Origin of the sequence: Paenibacillus qinlingensis, assembly GCF_031455095.1 — a bacterium.
Lineage (GTDB): Bacteria > Bacillota > Bacilli > Paenibacillales > NBRC-103111 > Paenibacillus_E > Paenibacillus_E qinlingensis_A.
In genome coordinates, this window is sequence record NZ_JAVDSB010000007.1 from 206666 (window position 1) to 221717 (window position 15052).

Below are 15052 nucleotides of genomic sequence, written 5' to 3' on the forward strand. Positions count from 1 at the left end.
AGTTATTCCTCAAATCTTTCTAGCTGCTGTATTTCACTACGATTCAATACTTGCTCTAGGTTAAGTAGAACGAGCAATCTGTTTTCGCCAACGCGTGCAATACCATCTAAGTATTTCGCTTTAATTCCACCAACAACTTCTGGTGGTGTATTAATATTATCTGTATCAACATCAATTACATCATTGGCGGAGTCAACAATTAACCCTACTTCAAATTCAGCAGCAGATACGATAATAATACGAGTTGCATCCGTGCTAGTTACCTCTTCAAGTCCAAATCTAGCACGTAGATCAATAATTGGAATAACTACCCCACGCAAGTTAATCACACCTTTAATAAATTCCGGTGCTTTCGGTACACGAGTCATTGGCTGCATTCTTTCAATCGTTCTTACCTTTTCTACTTCAACACCATACTCTTCTGATCCAAGTGCGAAGACAATTACCTTTTTTTCTTCTCCCATTTTGAAATCCTCCTTATCGAATATGGTTTATTTAATCAGTGCATTAGGGTCGATGATCAATGCAACTTGTCCATCCCCAAGAATGGTTGCTCCTGAAATTGCGAATATTCCCGTTAGGTATTTACCTAGTGTTTTTAAAACAATTTCTTGTTGGCCAATAAATTCATCCACCATAAGTGCTACTTGTTTATCGCCCTTACGAACAACGACGATTTCTGTTTCTTCTTCCAAATCTTCATTGAAATCAGGAACCTGGAATAAAGAACTAACGGATACCAATGGAATGACTGTTTTACGGTAATCAATCATTTTAGTGCCTTGAATGTTACGAATCTGCGATTTCTGTATTGCTGAAGTTTCAACAATGGATGACAATGGAATCGCATATTTCTCACTCCCTAAACGTACAAGCATTGCTGAAATAATAGATAGGGTCAATGGCAATTGTACAGAGAATTTACTTCCAAAGCCAGGCTTCGAATCTACTTGAACATGTCCGCCTAACATCTGAATTTTCGTCTTCACGACGTCAAGACCAACGCCACGACCAGATATATCAGAGATTTTTTCAGCTGTACTGAAACCAGATGCGAATAACAAATTGTACACTTCATGATCCGAAAGCTTAGCAGCTTGTTCAGCAGTAACGAGACCGTTCTTCAAAGCCGTTTTCAAAACTTTCTCACGATAAATCCCTTTACCATCTTCTTCGATCTCGATAAAGACATGGTTACCGCTATGGAAGGCACGAAGTTGAATCGTTCCTTGTTCTGGTTTTCCGACGGCCACACGCTCACTAATGGATTCGATCCCATGATCGACTGCATTCCGCAATAAATGGACTAACGGGTCGCCAATTTCATCAATAACCGTACGGTCAAGTTCAGTATCAGCTCCAGTAATCACAAGATCCACTTTTTTGTCCAAAGATTTAGCTAAATCTCTGATCATGCGCGGGAATCTATTAAATACAGAATCTACCGGAACCATGCGGAGCTTCAAAACGATATTTTGCAAATCACTGCTTACACGTGACATGTGTTCAACAGTTTCTGTTAGATCATTTCGTTTTACTTCACTTGCTAACTGCTCTAGACGAACTCGATCAATCAGGAGCTCACTAAATAGATTCATTAAAGTATCCAGACGCTCAATATCTACACGAATCGTCCGACTTGCTACGGGGGCTCCACCTGCTGCTGGTTTAGCTGCCGCTGTTGCTACAGGCTCCGCCGCTTTGATTTCTGCTGCATTCGACGTAGGCAAGGTAGCAGCAACTGCTGCTGCAATTTCTTGATGAGCTGTTTCGATTTCTGCAATCGGTCGTGATAATTCAGCAAGTGATTCAGTATCTACCGTAATAATCACACAAGATGCAATCTCAGATACATTTAAAATCTCTTTCTCTAGTGTTGCTTGATCAACTTTTGATATAAAGTAAAGCGAGAACGAGTGATCGAACTTCTCTTGCTCGATTTCTTGCACGGTTGGGGTCGATTTAATAATCTCACCCATTTTTTCCATAGCATCGAATACCATATAGGCACGAGCAGCTTTTAAAACACAATTTTCATTAACACTAACTTCTATGTAAAAAACTAAAAAACCAGATTCGATCGACTGTTGAAGAATCGAATATTGAAATTCATCCACTTCAATACCTTTTGCTGGTTCTTTGACTACAGCTGCTGAAGATAGAGCTACCTCTTTTTTGTAGTCACCTGTCACGATAGATCTCAAGGATACAACGATAGGACTTACGTCCGCTTTACCTGTCCCACCTTGAATAATATCCTCTACCATTGACTCCAAAGAGTCTAAACTTTTAAAAATACAATCAAATATGTATGAGTCCATTTCAATTTTGCTATTACGTACAAGATCAAGCACATTTTCCATCTCATGAGTAAGTGCTGCGATGTCCTCGAAGCCCATTGTTGCAGACATCCCTTTTAATGTATGAGCTGAACGAAAAATATTATGTACGATACTTATGTCTTTCGGATTGCTTTCTAAATTTAAAAGATTTTCATTTAATGATTGCAAATGCTCTTTTGATTCATCGATAAACATCGATAGATATTGACTAAGTTCCACTACTACACACCTCCAATAGAATCATCCAGTACCCTATAATTGTTTTAATTCATTTCATTCTGTACACACATAGATAAACGAGTTGCAATATCTTGTTGAGGTAACACATACATTGCAGCTTGGTTTTCTACAGCCGCTCTCGGCATACCATACACGACGCAAGTTTCTTCGGATTCGGCAATTGTTGTTGCTGCACCTGATTGCTTCAGCGCAAGCATCCCTTTCGCCCCATCACTGCCCATTCCCGTCATTAACACGACATGTCGTTTTAATTCACTCATCTTCAGTAAAGATTCAAACATCACATCTACAGATGGTCGGTGGCCAGAAACAGGTTCTTCTTTGGTTAATCGAATTTTGTAAGTGCGATTTGATTCTTTATAGGCCACCATATGCCATCCACCAGGAGCAACGTATGCTGTAGCTGTTTGGAGGACTTCACCGTCCGCGGCTTCAACAACCCTTATTTGAGAAATATCATTCAAACGTTGAGCAAGTGATTTCGTGAAATTAGGTGGCATATGTTGAACAATTAAAATTGGAGCTGGAAATCCTGCAGGAATATTGGAGATGACTTGATGTAAAGCACGCGGTCCACCAGTAGAAGTGCCTATGGCAACTACATGATTAAAATGTGTTGTACTTGAGCTTGCAGCGACAACTGAATCCAATTGATTTAACGTTTCTTTAATCATCTTTGATCTTAAAGATAAGGGATTCACATTTGCGAGCGGTGCCTGTACACGAACTGGAAGAGTGCCACTCATTCTCGATCGGACCGCAACTTGTAGTTTTTCATGTAGCAATAGCTTAACTTTATACAAATCCAGCGAGATGGATCCCGATGGCTTTCTAATAAAGTCAACCGCCCCCAATTCCAATGCTCTAATCGTTTCAGACGCGCCTTCTTGTGTTAATGAGCTTAACATGATAACAGGGGTTGGTTGTTCTTCCATGATGTTTTTAAGCGCATCCAACCCGTTCATGACAGGCATTTCTATATCCATTGTCACAGCATCAGGTCGAAGCAGCTTAACTTGTTCGATCGCTTCCTGACCATTTTTGGCAGTACCTATGACCTTGAATTGCGGATGTTCGGTAATTAAATCACTAATAATTTTTCGCATAAAGACGGAGTCATCTACGACAAGAATGTTAAATATTGCCATGCTGCATCACTCCTCTATCTGCTTATTCGACATAATTTTCAGAATTCCTATTTTAAAAGTCTCAACATTTTATTTAAAAAGCTCTTGACACCGATTGAAGGTATTTCGATTTCACGATATCCTTTAACGTAGTTATCTGTTAGTGTTTTGAGACTTGAGGTTGCATTAGAATTAGGGTAAGCAATTGTAAAAGGAATTTGTCTCTTCACTGCTTTGGAAACTACAGGATCATCGTCTACAAAGCCTAATGTTGGAATTTGAATATTTAAGAACTGCTTAGCTACTAAAGCTATCTTATCCGCAGTTTGTTTGCCTTCTTTAGCATCTGTGACTCGGTTAATTACCAATTTGAAAGATACATGATGGCCCATCGAATTCACCATTTTGATAATCGCATAAGCATCCGTGATTGATGTTGGCTCAGGCGTTGTAACAACAATGGCTTCTTCAGCCGCAAGTATGAACTTCAGCGTTTCTTTGGAAAGTCCAGCACCCGTATCGAAAATGATGAAATCAACATAACCATTCAATTGCATAACTTGCTCAGCAAAATAATTTAACTCTTCTTCACTTAAGCGTAATAAGTCATTAAATCCAGAACCACCTGCAATAAACTGTATGTCGTTTGATCCCTTTTGAATGATTTCCCAAATCGTTTTTTCTTTCTTAAGCAAATGATACAAGCTATATGTTGAAGATACACCCATTAATACGTCAATGTTCGCGAGTCCAATGTCTGCATCAAATACAAGTACTTTATAACCTAAAGCCTGCAGACGCAAAGCGAAGTTTAGCGTAAAATTGGACTTACCTACCCCACCTTTTCCACTGGTCACGGTAATGATTCTGGTTGTTCTTGTGCCTTTGTCGCCCTGTGTCTGAACCAAGTTCCGTAACCCTTCTGCTTGATCCCTCATGTTCTAGGTTCCTCCAATAACAAATCAATGATTTGCCACTCGTTCATTTCCGCAATATCATCGGGTACACTTTGCCCTGTTGTCACATACGAAAGCTTAAGAGAAAACTCATGAACAACATTTAGAATGGCTCCATAAGAATCGGTTTCGTCCATTTTGGTAAATAGGACTTTATCCAATTTGAATTTACTGAAATTATTCGTTATAGCACGTAAATCACGATATTTAGTCGTTAAACTTAAAACTAGAATAGTTTCACTATTTCCTTGTGTTTTGAGTAATGCATTCAATTCTGAAACATACATTTCATTCCGGAAATTACGCCCTGCTGTATCCATGAAAATGATGTCGCATTCTGCTAAATTCTGAAATGCTTTCGTCAAGTCCTGCGGTGAAAATACGACCTCAAGTGGTACATTTAATATAGTTGCATAAGTTTTCAACTGCTCAATTGCTGCTATTCGGTATGTGTCAGAAGTAATAAACCCCACTTTGCGCTGATACTTCAATACTTGTTCTGCAGCTAGCTTAGCAATCGTTGTTGTTTTACCTACACCAGTCGGTCCAACGAAATGAACAACGCGCGTTTGTGCGGAAATATGTTTGCTTTGGTCTGTTTGAAAAATCTCACCTAGTTTCGAGCGAACAAGCTGATGAGCCGCTTCTTCTGTGACAGGCTCATCAGCTAATTGAAAATCTGCCATAACCTCATCCATAATTTGACGAACCAGATCTGGATTCACTTCTTGGTCGTATAACCTTTGCTCTAACTTTTGTAAAGCTTCTGGAAGCTTTCCTTCATCAGTCACTGCTGTAAGCTTCTTCATCATTTCTTTCATTTGTTTGAGTTCATCCATTAATTGCTCATCTTTGACAGAAGCTCTTGCTGATGAATGTACAGATGAAGGAGAGTAAGCTTGCTGTTGAGTAGGATTCATCACTTTCTCTGGAGCAGCTACAGGACTCAAAGCAACTGGTTCATTCTGTAATGATTTTGGAGCTAACACATCAGGTACATCTGGGAAATCAGATTGATATGTACTGGTTTTATTCAGAGCCATCGGATTGTTTACTTTGGATTGACTTAACGGCTGCGGTGCAACTCTTTGTGGAGCAGGTATTGGTTTCGGATTCGCTGCATCAATAGCCGCGATCACTTCAATCTTTTTCTTTCCAAACATACCAAGAAAACCGCCTGTACGAATTTCCTTGGTATTTAGGATTACAGCATCTTTGCCAAGATCCGTACGAATCTTTTGTAAAGCATCTGGCATGGAATCGACAACATATCTTTTTACTCTCATAAATTGACTACCCCCATGCTTTGGATTTCGACGCTTGGCTCTAATTCACTATAAGAAAGAACAGGTATATCTTGTAGTGTTCTCTCTAGGAGTTGTCTTACGTACATTCGAATCGTAGGTGATGTTAAAATGACTGGCTGTTGCCCAGATTGAATTAATTTCGTAACTTGTTCAGTCACACGATGATAAATAATTTGCGAGGAAGAAGGATCTAATGCCAAGTAACTTCCTTGATCGGATTGCTGTACAGACTCAGCAATTTTCTTCTCAACAGATGGACCCACTGTAATCACTTTCAGTGAATCTCCTTGTGAAGTAAACTGTTGCGTAATTTGACGCGATAGTGATTGTCTCACGTATTCAGTTAGAATCTCTGGATCTTTCGTATACGTACCATAATCCGCGAGTGTTTCTAGAATCGTGACCAGGTCACGTACAGATATTTTTTCTCGGAGAAGTTTAGCTAACACTTTCTGTATATCTCCAACAGTTAGCACGGATGGAATGAGATCATCAACAAGCGCAGGAAAAGATTCTCTAACATTGTCAACAAGTGCCTTCGTCTCTTGACGGCCAAGGAGTTCATGAATGTGTTTCTTAATAATTTCAGTTAAATGCGTTGCTACTACAGAAGGTGGATCTACGACTGTGTAACCAGACAGTTCAGCCTTCTCTTTATTCATTTCATCAATCCATATTGCTGGTAGGCCAAACGCTGGCTCTGTTGTTTCAATTCCTGAAATGGAATCATCATCAAATCCAGGACTCATAGCTAGATAGTGATTTAAGAGTAGTTCGCCACGAGAAACTGTATTGCCTTTAATTTTGATGATATACTCATTTGGTCTTAATTGGATGTTATCGCGAATTCGAATAACCGGAACAACAACCCCAAGCTCTAAAGCGCATTGACGACGTATTAAAATAATTCGATCTAATAAATCGCCACCTTGTTGTGTATCCGCAAGTGGAATAAGTCCATAACCGAACTCAAATTCAATCGGATCAACTTGGAGTAAGGATATAACGCTCTCTGGACTCCGTACTTCCTCAATCTGTTGTTCTTCAACCAATTGTTCTTCTTTGATTGCTTCACGTTCCAAATTCTTTTGCATTTTGAAACCAGCATAAACGAGTAAACCTGCGACCGGATACGTTGTAAACCAATGAATAGGTGTAAATGTACCTAGCACAACGAGTGTACCTGCAACAATGAACAACAACTTTGGCTGAGCCGTTAACTGTTTTGTTATATCATGCCCTAAGTTTCCTTCAGAAGATGCTCGAGTGACAATAATACCCGCAGCAGTAGATATAAGAAGCGCTGGGATCTGACTTACCAATCCATCACCAATCGTTAGGATCGAGAACGTATGAAGAGCCTCTGTGAAATCCATTCCCTTCATCGTCATCCCAATAATAAAGCCACCAATTAAATTGATAACGAGGATGATGATACCAGCAATCGCATCACCTTTTACAAATTTACTGGCACCATCCATGGCACCATAGAAATCTGCTTCGCGTTCAATTTTTTGACGTCTTTCTCTTGCTTGCACTTCATTAATCATACCCGCATTCAAATCAGCATCAATACTCATCTGCTTACCTGGCATTGCATCCAATGTAAATCTAGCTGCTACCTCGGCCACGCGCTCAGAACCTTTGGTAATAACAATGAATTGAACCAAGACAAGTATGAGAAACACGACGAATCCCACAACGATATTGCCCTGTGCTACGAATGAACCAAAAGTTCTGACCACGTCGCCTGCTTCAGCATGAGCTAAGATATTACGAGTTGTTGACACGTTTAATGCCAATCGAAATAGAGTTGTAATCAACAACAAAGATGGGAAAATTGAGAACTGAAGCGCTTCTTGCGTATTCATGGCAACTAAGATAATCATTAATGCAATTGAAATATTAATAATAAGTAAAAAGTCCAGCAAAGGGATAGGAATCGGTACAATCATCATCAACACGATGCCAATAATACCGAGTAGAACTAATAAATCCTTTATTTTCATCAGATTGCACCTCCCTCTACATTAATTCGTCTTACCCTTCATCTTATATACATACGCTAGTACTTCTGCTACAGCTTGGAATAAATCTGCTGGAATGGCATCCCCAATTTCCACCTGTGCAAAAATCGCTCGAGCAAGCGGTTTATTTTCCATTGTCATAACGCCATTCTGTTTGGCGATTTCTTTAATTTTCAAAGCAACATAGTCTGCACCTTTTGCAATTACTGTCGGAGCCTGCATATTATTGGCATCATACTTCAAAGCAACTGCGAAGTGAGTTGGGTTGGTAATGATAACATCAGCCTTTGGAACTTCCTGCATCATTCGTTGCATGGCCATTTGACGTTGTTTTGCACGGATCTTCCCTTTGATGAGAGGATCGCCTTCACTCTTCTTATACTCATCTTTAATATCTTGTTTGGACATTTTCAGACTTTTCTCATGTTCATATCTTTGATAAATGAAATCAAAAATAGCTAAAATGATAAGAATGGCTCCGATTTTTAATCCTAAGCTTAGGGTAATCGAGGCAACGAAAGAGAAGGTATTCTCCAAAGGTGCATGTCCTAACCCCAACAGCCTTGCTTTATGTGCCATCAAAGTGGTAAAGACCGCGTAGCCGATGATCAACATTTTCAATGTCGACTTTACAAATTCCATGATGGTACGCATTGAAAAAATCCGTTTAAAACCACTAATAGGATTTAATTTTTCAAATTTCATCATCAAAGGTTCGCCGATGAACATAAAACCAATTTGAGCATAGTTTCCTATAAAAGCGATAAGTAAAACCAGGATGCAAATTGGCGCTATAATGGTCAAACCTTGTAACGTTAAATCCGCGAATAACATTTTTACATTTCCCATGGTTATATCCATGGTTAGTTGATTCTCATAAACATTCCGAAAGATATGAATAAGCCTACCTTTCATAAAAGAACCAAACATCAATAATGTCACGAATGAAAAAAGTAAAATAAATGCCGCGGGCAATTCCATACTTTTAGCAACTTGACCCTTTTTTCTGGCATCCTGTCTCTTTTTGGCAGTAGCAGGTTCCGTCTTTTCCCCAGCAAACCATTGTAAATCTAGCTGTATTCGAAGTTGTTGGGACACGGTTTTCCTCCTACTTAGGTGTTGTCTGCGTCGGACCGCTCATAATTTGAAGCATCTTCTCTAATTGGTCGAAAATAGTTCCAAACAGATGCTGAAATTGTGAAATTAACTCAGGAAAAATAATGACAAGCAAGACAAAGCCTAGAATCATTTTAAGCGGCGCACCAATTACAAAAACATTGAATTGTGGAGCAACCCTTGTCAAAAGTCCTAAACCTAAATCTGCTAAAAATAAGGCTGCGACGATAGGAGCTGCAAGTTGAAAAGACAGATAAAACATTCTAGACAGTGATTTTAATAGAAAATCAGAAATTTGCCCATCGTAAATATGACTAAATAATGCGTTATCAATTGGCACCCATTTATAACTGTCGATGATGGCTCTAATCAAGTAATGATGACCATCGAAAGACAGAAACAACAAGACGGCAATCATATATTTCAAGTTACCGATCAACGGTGTTGAAGCACCTGTTAATGGATCGATAATGCTTGCCATACTAATACCAATTTGCATATCCATGAACGAACCAGCTGCTTGAACGACAGTGAAAAAAAGATACACAAGAAATCCTAGTAAAACACCGATTAACATTTCACGAATAATGAGCAACAGGTAAATACTATCAATCGGAATGGTCTTACCCAAGCCCATTGGAGCGAAAATAATCAGAGAAATAAAGACAGAGAGTCCCACCTTAAACATCATCGGCACATTCCTGGATGATAGTATGGGAACCACGACAAAAAATGAGGTAATTCGACAAAAAATAAGCAGAAAAATGGGGATTGATTGAATAATTGCTGACATTCCACTCACAACCTAACCAACGAATTTGTAAAGATTGTTGAGTAGATTAAATGTGAAATCAACGAGTGTATTCATAATCCAAGATCCAAAAATAAGAATTGAAAACAATACAGCAACGATTTTTGGAACAAAAGCAAGAGTTTGCTCTTGAATCTGAGTCGTTGCTTGAAAAATACTAATAGCCAGACCAACGATTAACCCTATAAGCAGCATTGGCGCACTAGCTTTAAGTACGGTGTAAACAGCTTCACCAGCAATTCGTATTACAAATTCCGAACCCATCTAGATTCCCTCCGATATCTTGGTCTTTAACCGTAGCTTAGAAGTAACGATCTCACCACAAGATACCAACCGTCTACAAGAATAAAAAGTAGGATTTTAAATGGGAGTGAAATCATCACGGGCGGGAGCATCATCATCCCCATAGCCATCAATGTACTGGATACAACCATATCTATTACCAAAAACGGAATAAATATCATGAATCCCATCTGAAAGGCTGATTTTAATTCACTAATTGCATAAGCAGGTACTAATGAAGTAAGTGGAATGTCTTCTACCCCCGTAGGGGCTTTTGCTTTAGAATAGTCAAGGAACAGTTTCAAATCCTTTTGGCGCGTATGTTTAAACATAAATTTCTTCATTGGCAAAGATGCAGCTTGGAATGCCTGTGTTTGATTAATGTCACCTTTTAAATACGGCTGAAGTGCTGTTTGATTAACTTCTCCTAAAGTTGGAGACATAATAAAAAAGGTTAAAAACAGAGCAAGTCCGATTAAAACCTGATTAGGTGGCATTTGTTGAGTTCCTAATGACGTTCGAACGAAACCCAGTACAATCACAATTCTCGTGAAGCTAGTCATTAAAATAAGAAATGACGGAGCCAAACTTAACACGGTAAGCATTAAAAGGAGTGTTACCGTATTCGATGATCCTCCAGTCGCCGTGCTTGTTCCGATATTAACATTCAAACCGGGAATCGGATTTGTAATATCCGTTTCAGCAGCTGAGGCAGTTAAAGATAATAAGAAAACCGAAATCACAACAAGCAACAGTACGCCAACTAATTTATTTCGTTTCATTCTTCATTCAACCGATCTTTTTGTTTTTGATCAGACAACCATTCTTCTACATTTTTATTACGGTCCGTTACGCGCTGCAATTTATCATGAAATACTTGTTGGAACGAAGCAGTAATCTCTACTTCCTCTTCCACATCGTTCTTTTTTAATGGCAATTTATTGATCCATTTACTTAGAGTACCGAAGCCTAAACGATCGTCCTGAGATGTTTGTAAGAGATCTGAAATATAGGCTACTTCATCGGCGTCGACGATTTTATCCAATAACTGAATATTCTCACCAACGCCAACTACGAAGAGCGAGTGGCCAATCTCAACAATTTGAATTGATTTGTTTTGTCCTAAGGGAACCCCGCCTAGAGAGCGTATTGAGTTCCCGAACAAAGTCCCTTTATTTTTCTTCGCCACATATCTCATCAGTACATAAAAAAGAATGATAATAAATACGAGGACTGCAATGACCTTAACAACCATGAGAAAGGAACTCATCGAATCCATTGAACCAGGGTAGTCAACCCCGGTTATGTCCTGATTTGTTTCAGTTTCCGCATGGATGAGATTATTTGTATAAAACAATGCGAACATACTAAGTATGCTAAAGTAAAGTTTATTCGATTGAAATCTTTTCATAAGAACAACCCTTTCGGTTTATGTAAGACTCAACCGAATTCGAACGGTTTAACCAAGAGTCTTTTTGATAGCTTCGATTACACGGTCAGCTTGGAATGGTTTTACAATGAAGTCTTTAGCTCCTGCTTGAATAGCATCGATAACCATAGCTTGTTGACCCATCGCAGAACACATAATGACTTTAGCGTTTGGCTCAATTTTTTTAATTTCTTTCAATGCTTGAATACCATCCATCTCAGGCATTGTGATATCCATCGTAATTAGATCAGGCTTCAGTTCTTTATATTTTTCGATAGCTTGCGCTCCATCATTCGCCTCGCCGCATACTTCATACCCATTTTTTGATAAAATATCTCGAATCATCATTCTCATAAAAGCTGCATCATCCACAATTAGAATACGGTTAGCCATTGAAAATATCCCCCTAAAATTAAATTATTGTAATTTTTGAATTCGTTCCCATTGATTAACAATGTCAGTTACGCGAACCCCAAAATTCTCATCGATGACGACGACTTCACCTTTGGCAATCAGTTTATTATTCACCAATATATCGACCGGTTCACCAGCAAGTTTGTCCAACTCAATGATCGATCCCTGAGACAGTTCTAAGATATCCTTAATCACCTTATTGGTTCTGCCTAACTCTACCGTTACCTTAAGGGGAATATCCAGAAGTAAATTCAGGTTCGTATCATCTGCTTGTGAGTAAGTACCTGATTGTAAATTACCAAACTGAACAGGTTGAACATTCACATTACGATTGGGTATACCACCTATCGCTGCTGGAGGTTGCTGATACATCGGTTGCTGTGGTGGATACATCGGCTGTCCCATAGGAGGCTGCTGATACATCGGCTGTTCATACACTGGTTGTTGGTAAACAGGCTGCTCATACACAGGTGCAGGTTGAGATCTTGGTGCTTCTTGCACAGGAGTAGCTACCACTGGTGCTGCTTGTGCAGCCGGCGCAGCTTCCATGGCTGATTCAGTTTCACCACTACCCATTAGAATGGATACCATTTCTTTGGCGAAAGGAACAGGAAGTAACTGCATAATATTGGAATCAATTAAACTCCCAATGGTGAGTCGGAACGATATCCTTATAAATACGTCCTCATCAGGCAGTTTTCCTTCTCCTTTCGACAAATTTAATATGTCGATTCCTGGTGGAGAGATATTGACAAATCGATTAAAGATGGTAGACATCGAAGTTGCTGATGAACCCATCATCTGATTCATGGCTTCTTGTACGGCGCTGATATGAATTTCACTTAGATTTTCATCGCCTCCTGTACCGTCCCCACCCATCATGAGATCAGCAATAACTTGCGCGTCTTTCGTTTGAATGACTAGCAAATTGATTCCATCAAAGCCATCTACATAATTCACATGAACAGCAACATGAGGTCTAGGAAACTGTTCTTCCAATTCTTCTTTTCCAATGACTGACACCTTAGGTGTCGTAATCTCTACTTTCTTTCCTAGCAATGTCGATAGCGCTGTCGCCGCGCTGCCAAAGGTAATATTTCCAATTTCCCCAAGTGCATCTTGTTCCAAAGGGGATAAAAAATCTTCAACTTGCGGAGGCCCATGAAATGAAGGGACAGAACTTTCTTCAGATGATTGTCTCAATAAAGCATCGATCTCTTCCTGTGACAAATAGTCTCTGTTATTCATCATATTCTTCTTCTCCTTCATTCACGATTTCTGTAATTTGTACAGCCATCTTCCCTTTTACGGTACCAGGGCTTCCGAGATATTTCAGCTTCTCGCCAACCTTGACTTGAAGCGAATCTTCGACGGATTTATGCAGGGGAATTACATCGCCTATCGTCAACCCTAAGAAATCTCGAATTGAAATTTCAGACGATCCCAACTCTGCAATGAGAGGTAGCTTGGTTTTCTCCAAGCGAGATTGAAGTGCTTCCACTTCTTCAGGTGCTCTCGTCTTCTTCTGGGAAACAAACCAGTGGTGTACAGAAAGTCGAGGCATGATTGGTTCAATAACAACATGAGGAATACATAAGTTGATCATTCCTGTAGTTTCCCCGATTTTGGTGCTCAGCGATATTAATGCAATCGTTTCATTGGGAGAAACAATTTGCATAAACTGCGGGTTCGTCTCTAGCGCCTCTAAACGAGGTTGAATATCAATTACATTTTTCCATGCTTCTTGTAAACTATCGAATGCTCTACTAAAAATACGCTCCATGACAATCGTTTCAATCTCTGTTAATGCATTGATTTTGGTTGGCGTTGTACCTGCTCCACCTAATAATCGATCTAACATAGCAAACGCGACATTGGGATGAACCTCAAGTACCATTCGACCCTCTAAAGGCTCTGCTTCAAAGATGTTCAAAATGGTCATTTTTGGGATCGAACGAATAAATTCATCATAAGGCAATTGTTCAACCTGGACTACACTGATTTGAACGAATGTACGCAGCTGTGCTGAGAAATACGTCGTTAAAAATCGCGCAAAATTTTCATGAATCCGAGTTAAGCTACGAATATGATCTTTAGAAAAGCGTACTGCTCGCTTAAAATCATAAGCCCTTACCTTCTTCTGAGTATCCTCCTTCTTTAGTTCATCTGCATCCATTTCACCAGAAGACAAAGCAGCCAACAAGGCATCGATCTCATTTTGCGATAAAACATCAACCATTCGAGTCACCTCCTCTAAGCAAAATCATTGACGAGTTATTGTAGCACTTTATCAGTTATCCAAATTTGTTTAATTTTACCTTCATGCATTAACTCGTTTAGTTTATTCATAATTGAGGAAGTTAAACTATCTGACCCTTTACTTCCATCGATTTGTTCCTTCGTCATATCTCCCAAGATTTTGACGATTGTACCTTTAACAGCTGAATCCAGCAAGCTATCAAACTCCGATTTAGCTTTAGAATTTTCCATCTCAAATGCAAAACTGATTTTAATAAAATTCTGGCCACCTGATAAATTAGTCAAAACATCTTTAATGATTGATGTGTTTGCCTTCACCGTTTCAGCGGAAGCAGGTTTTGCAGGCTTAACGCTTGCAGCAGCTTCCTGAGCCTTAACGGCTGGATCTGATGATTGATTGTTCTTCTCCATAAAATTCCACAGTACAAACGCAGCAGTGAGAATTAAGGTGATAGCAATAAGAATGGAAACAATGAGTATAAATATTTTGTTCTTGAACACTTACGAACCCTCCGTATCCCTGGACTGTATTGTCGCTCGTACGGATCCAATTTCTTGCATGTAGGTCCGCACTAAGCTTACCACAACCTCTGCCTTTTCGAGAACTGTGATTTTCTTGCCTGTTGTCAAAGTAATCATCGTATCCGGAGTTTCTTCGATAAGTTCTATCAATATGGCATTCAAGATAAGCGGTTTACCATTTAAACGAGTGAGAGAAATCATTATTCTCCTCCTGAATCAG

At 39.4% G+C, this 15052-nt stretch carries 16 protein-coding genes; all 16 read right to left on the reverse strand.

Going from position 1 to position 15052, the window contains the following annotated elements; translation table 11 throughout:
• Positions 1–2: 2 nt before the first annotated feature.
• From J2736_RS19710 to J2736_RS19785, 16 genes are read right to left on the reverse strand one after another with little or no spacing between them, the layout of a single operon-like run.
• Positions 3–464, reverse strand: coding sequence for a chemotaxis protein CheW (locus tag J2736_RS19710; protein ID WP_310500301.1), 462 nt, complete (start codon positions 462–464; stop codon positions 3–5).
• Between the two features lie 27 nt (positions 465–491).
• Complete coding sequence (locus tag J2736_RS19715) at positions 492–2561, reverse strand: chemotaxis protein CheA (RefSeq protein WP_310500302.1); 2070 nt, start codon at positions 2559–2561, stop codon at positions 492–494.
• Between the two features lie 44 nt (positions 2562–2605).
• Positions 2606–3730 carry a protein-glutamate methylesterase/protein-glutamine glutaminase gene (locus tag J2736_RS19720; protein WP_310500303.1) on the reverse strand — a complete coding sequence of 375 codons (1125 nt, stop codon included), beginning with the start codon at positions 3728–3730 and terminating at the stop codon, positions 2606–2608.
• A gap of 47 nt (positions 3731–3777) precedes the next feature.
• Complete coding sequence (locus tag J2736_RS19725; RefSeq protein ID WP_310500304.1) at positions 3778–4647, reverse strand: MinD/ParA family protein; 870 nt, start codon at positions 4645–4647, stop codon at positions 3778–3780.
• Positions 4644–5951 carry a flagellar biosynthesis protein FlhF gene (flhF, locus tag J2736_RS19730; protein ID WP_310500305.1) on the reverse strand — a complete coding sequence of 436 codons (1308 nt, stop codon included), beginning with the start codon at positions 5949–5951 and terminating at the stop codon, positions 4644–4646. Before flhF ends, J2736_RS19725 begins: the two co-directional genes overlap by 4 nt.
• Positions 5948–7981, reverse strand: a complete 2034-nt coding sequence (gene flhA, locus J2736_RS19735) for a flagellar biosynthesis protein FlhA (protein ID WP_310500306.1) — start codon at positions 7979–7981, stop codon at positions 5948–5950. The genes flhF and flhA overlap by 4 nt, the downstream gene beginning before the upstream one ends.
• A gap of 21 nt (positions 7982–8002) precedes the next feature.
• Positions 8003–9097 (reverse strand): flagellar biosynthesis protein FlhB, encoded by a 1095-nt coding sequence (gene flhB, locus J2736_RS19740; protein WP_310500307.1) that lies wholly within the window; start codon positions 9095–9097, stop codon positions 8003–8005.
• 10 nt (positions 9098–9107) lie between these two features.
• Positions 9108–9908: a flagellar biosynthetic protein FliR gene (gene fliR, locus J2736_RS19745; RefSeq protein ID WP_310500308.1), complete on the reverse strand. Its 801-nt coding sequence runs from the start codon at positions 9906–9908 to the stop codon at positions 9108–9110.
• Between the two features lie 12 nt (positions 9909–9920).
• Entirely contained in the window at positions 9921–10190 is a 270-nt protein-coding gene (fliQ, locus tag J2736_RS19750; protein WP_057315691.1) for a flagellar biosynthesis protein FliQ, read from the reverse strand.
• Positions 10191–10216: 26 nt separating this feature from the next.
• Positions 10217–10990, reverse strand: coding sequence for a flagellar type III secretion system pore protein FliP (fliP, locus tag J2736_RS19755; protein WP_310500309.1), 774 nt, complete (start codon positions 10988–10990; stop codon positions 10217–10219).
• Positions 10987–11619, reverse strand: coding sequence for a flagellar biosynthetic protein FliO (locus J2736_RS19760; protein ID WP_310500310.1), 633 nt, complete (start codon positions 11617–11619; stop codon positions 10987–10989). The genes fliP and J2736_RS19760 overlap by 4 nt, the downstream gene beginning before the upstream one ends.
• A gap of 48 nt (positions 11620–11667) precedes the next feature.
• Positions 11668–12030, reverse strand: a complete 363-nt coding sequence (locus tag J2736_RS19765; RefSeq protein ID WP_028558282.1) for a response regulator — start codon at positions 12028–12030, stop codon at positions 11668–11670.
• Positions 12031–12054: 24 nt separating this feature from the next.
• Entirely contained in the window at positions 12055–13299 is a 1245-nt protein-coding gene (gene fliY, locus J2736_RS19770) for a flagellar motor switch phosphatase FliY (RefSeq protein WP_310500375.1), read from the reverse strand.
• Positions 13292–14290 carry a flagellar motor switch protein FliM gene (gene fliM / locus J2736_RS19775; protein WP_310500311.1) on the reverse strand — a complete coding sequence of 333 codons (999 nt, stop codon included), beginning with the start codon at positions 14288–14290 and terminating at the stop codon, positions 13292–13294. The genes fliY and fliM overlap by 8 nt, the downstream gene beginning before the upstream one ends.
• 35 nt (positions 14291–14325) lie before the next feature.
• Positions 14326–14811 carry a flagellar basal body-associated FliL family protein gene (locus tag J2736_RS19780; RefSeq protein WP_310500312.1) on the reverse strand — a complete coding sequence of 162 codons (486 nt, stop codon included), beginning with the start codon at positions 14809–14811 and terminating at the stop codon, positions 14326–14328.
• Entirely contained in the window at positions 14812–15033 is a 222-nt protein-coding gene (locus J2736_RS19785; protein ID WP_068662571.1) for a flagellar FlbD family protein, read from the reverse strand.
• Positions 15034–15052: the final 19 nt, after the last annotated feature.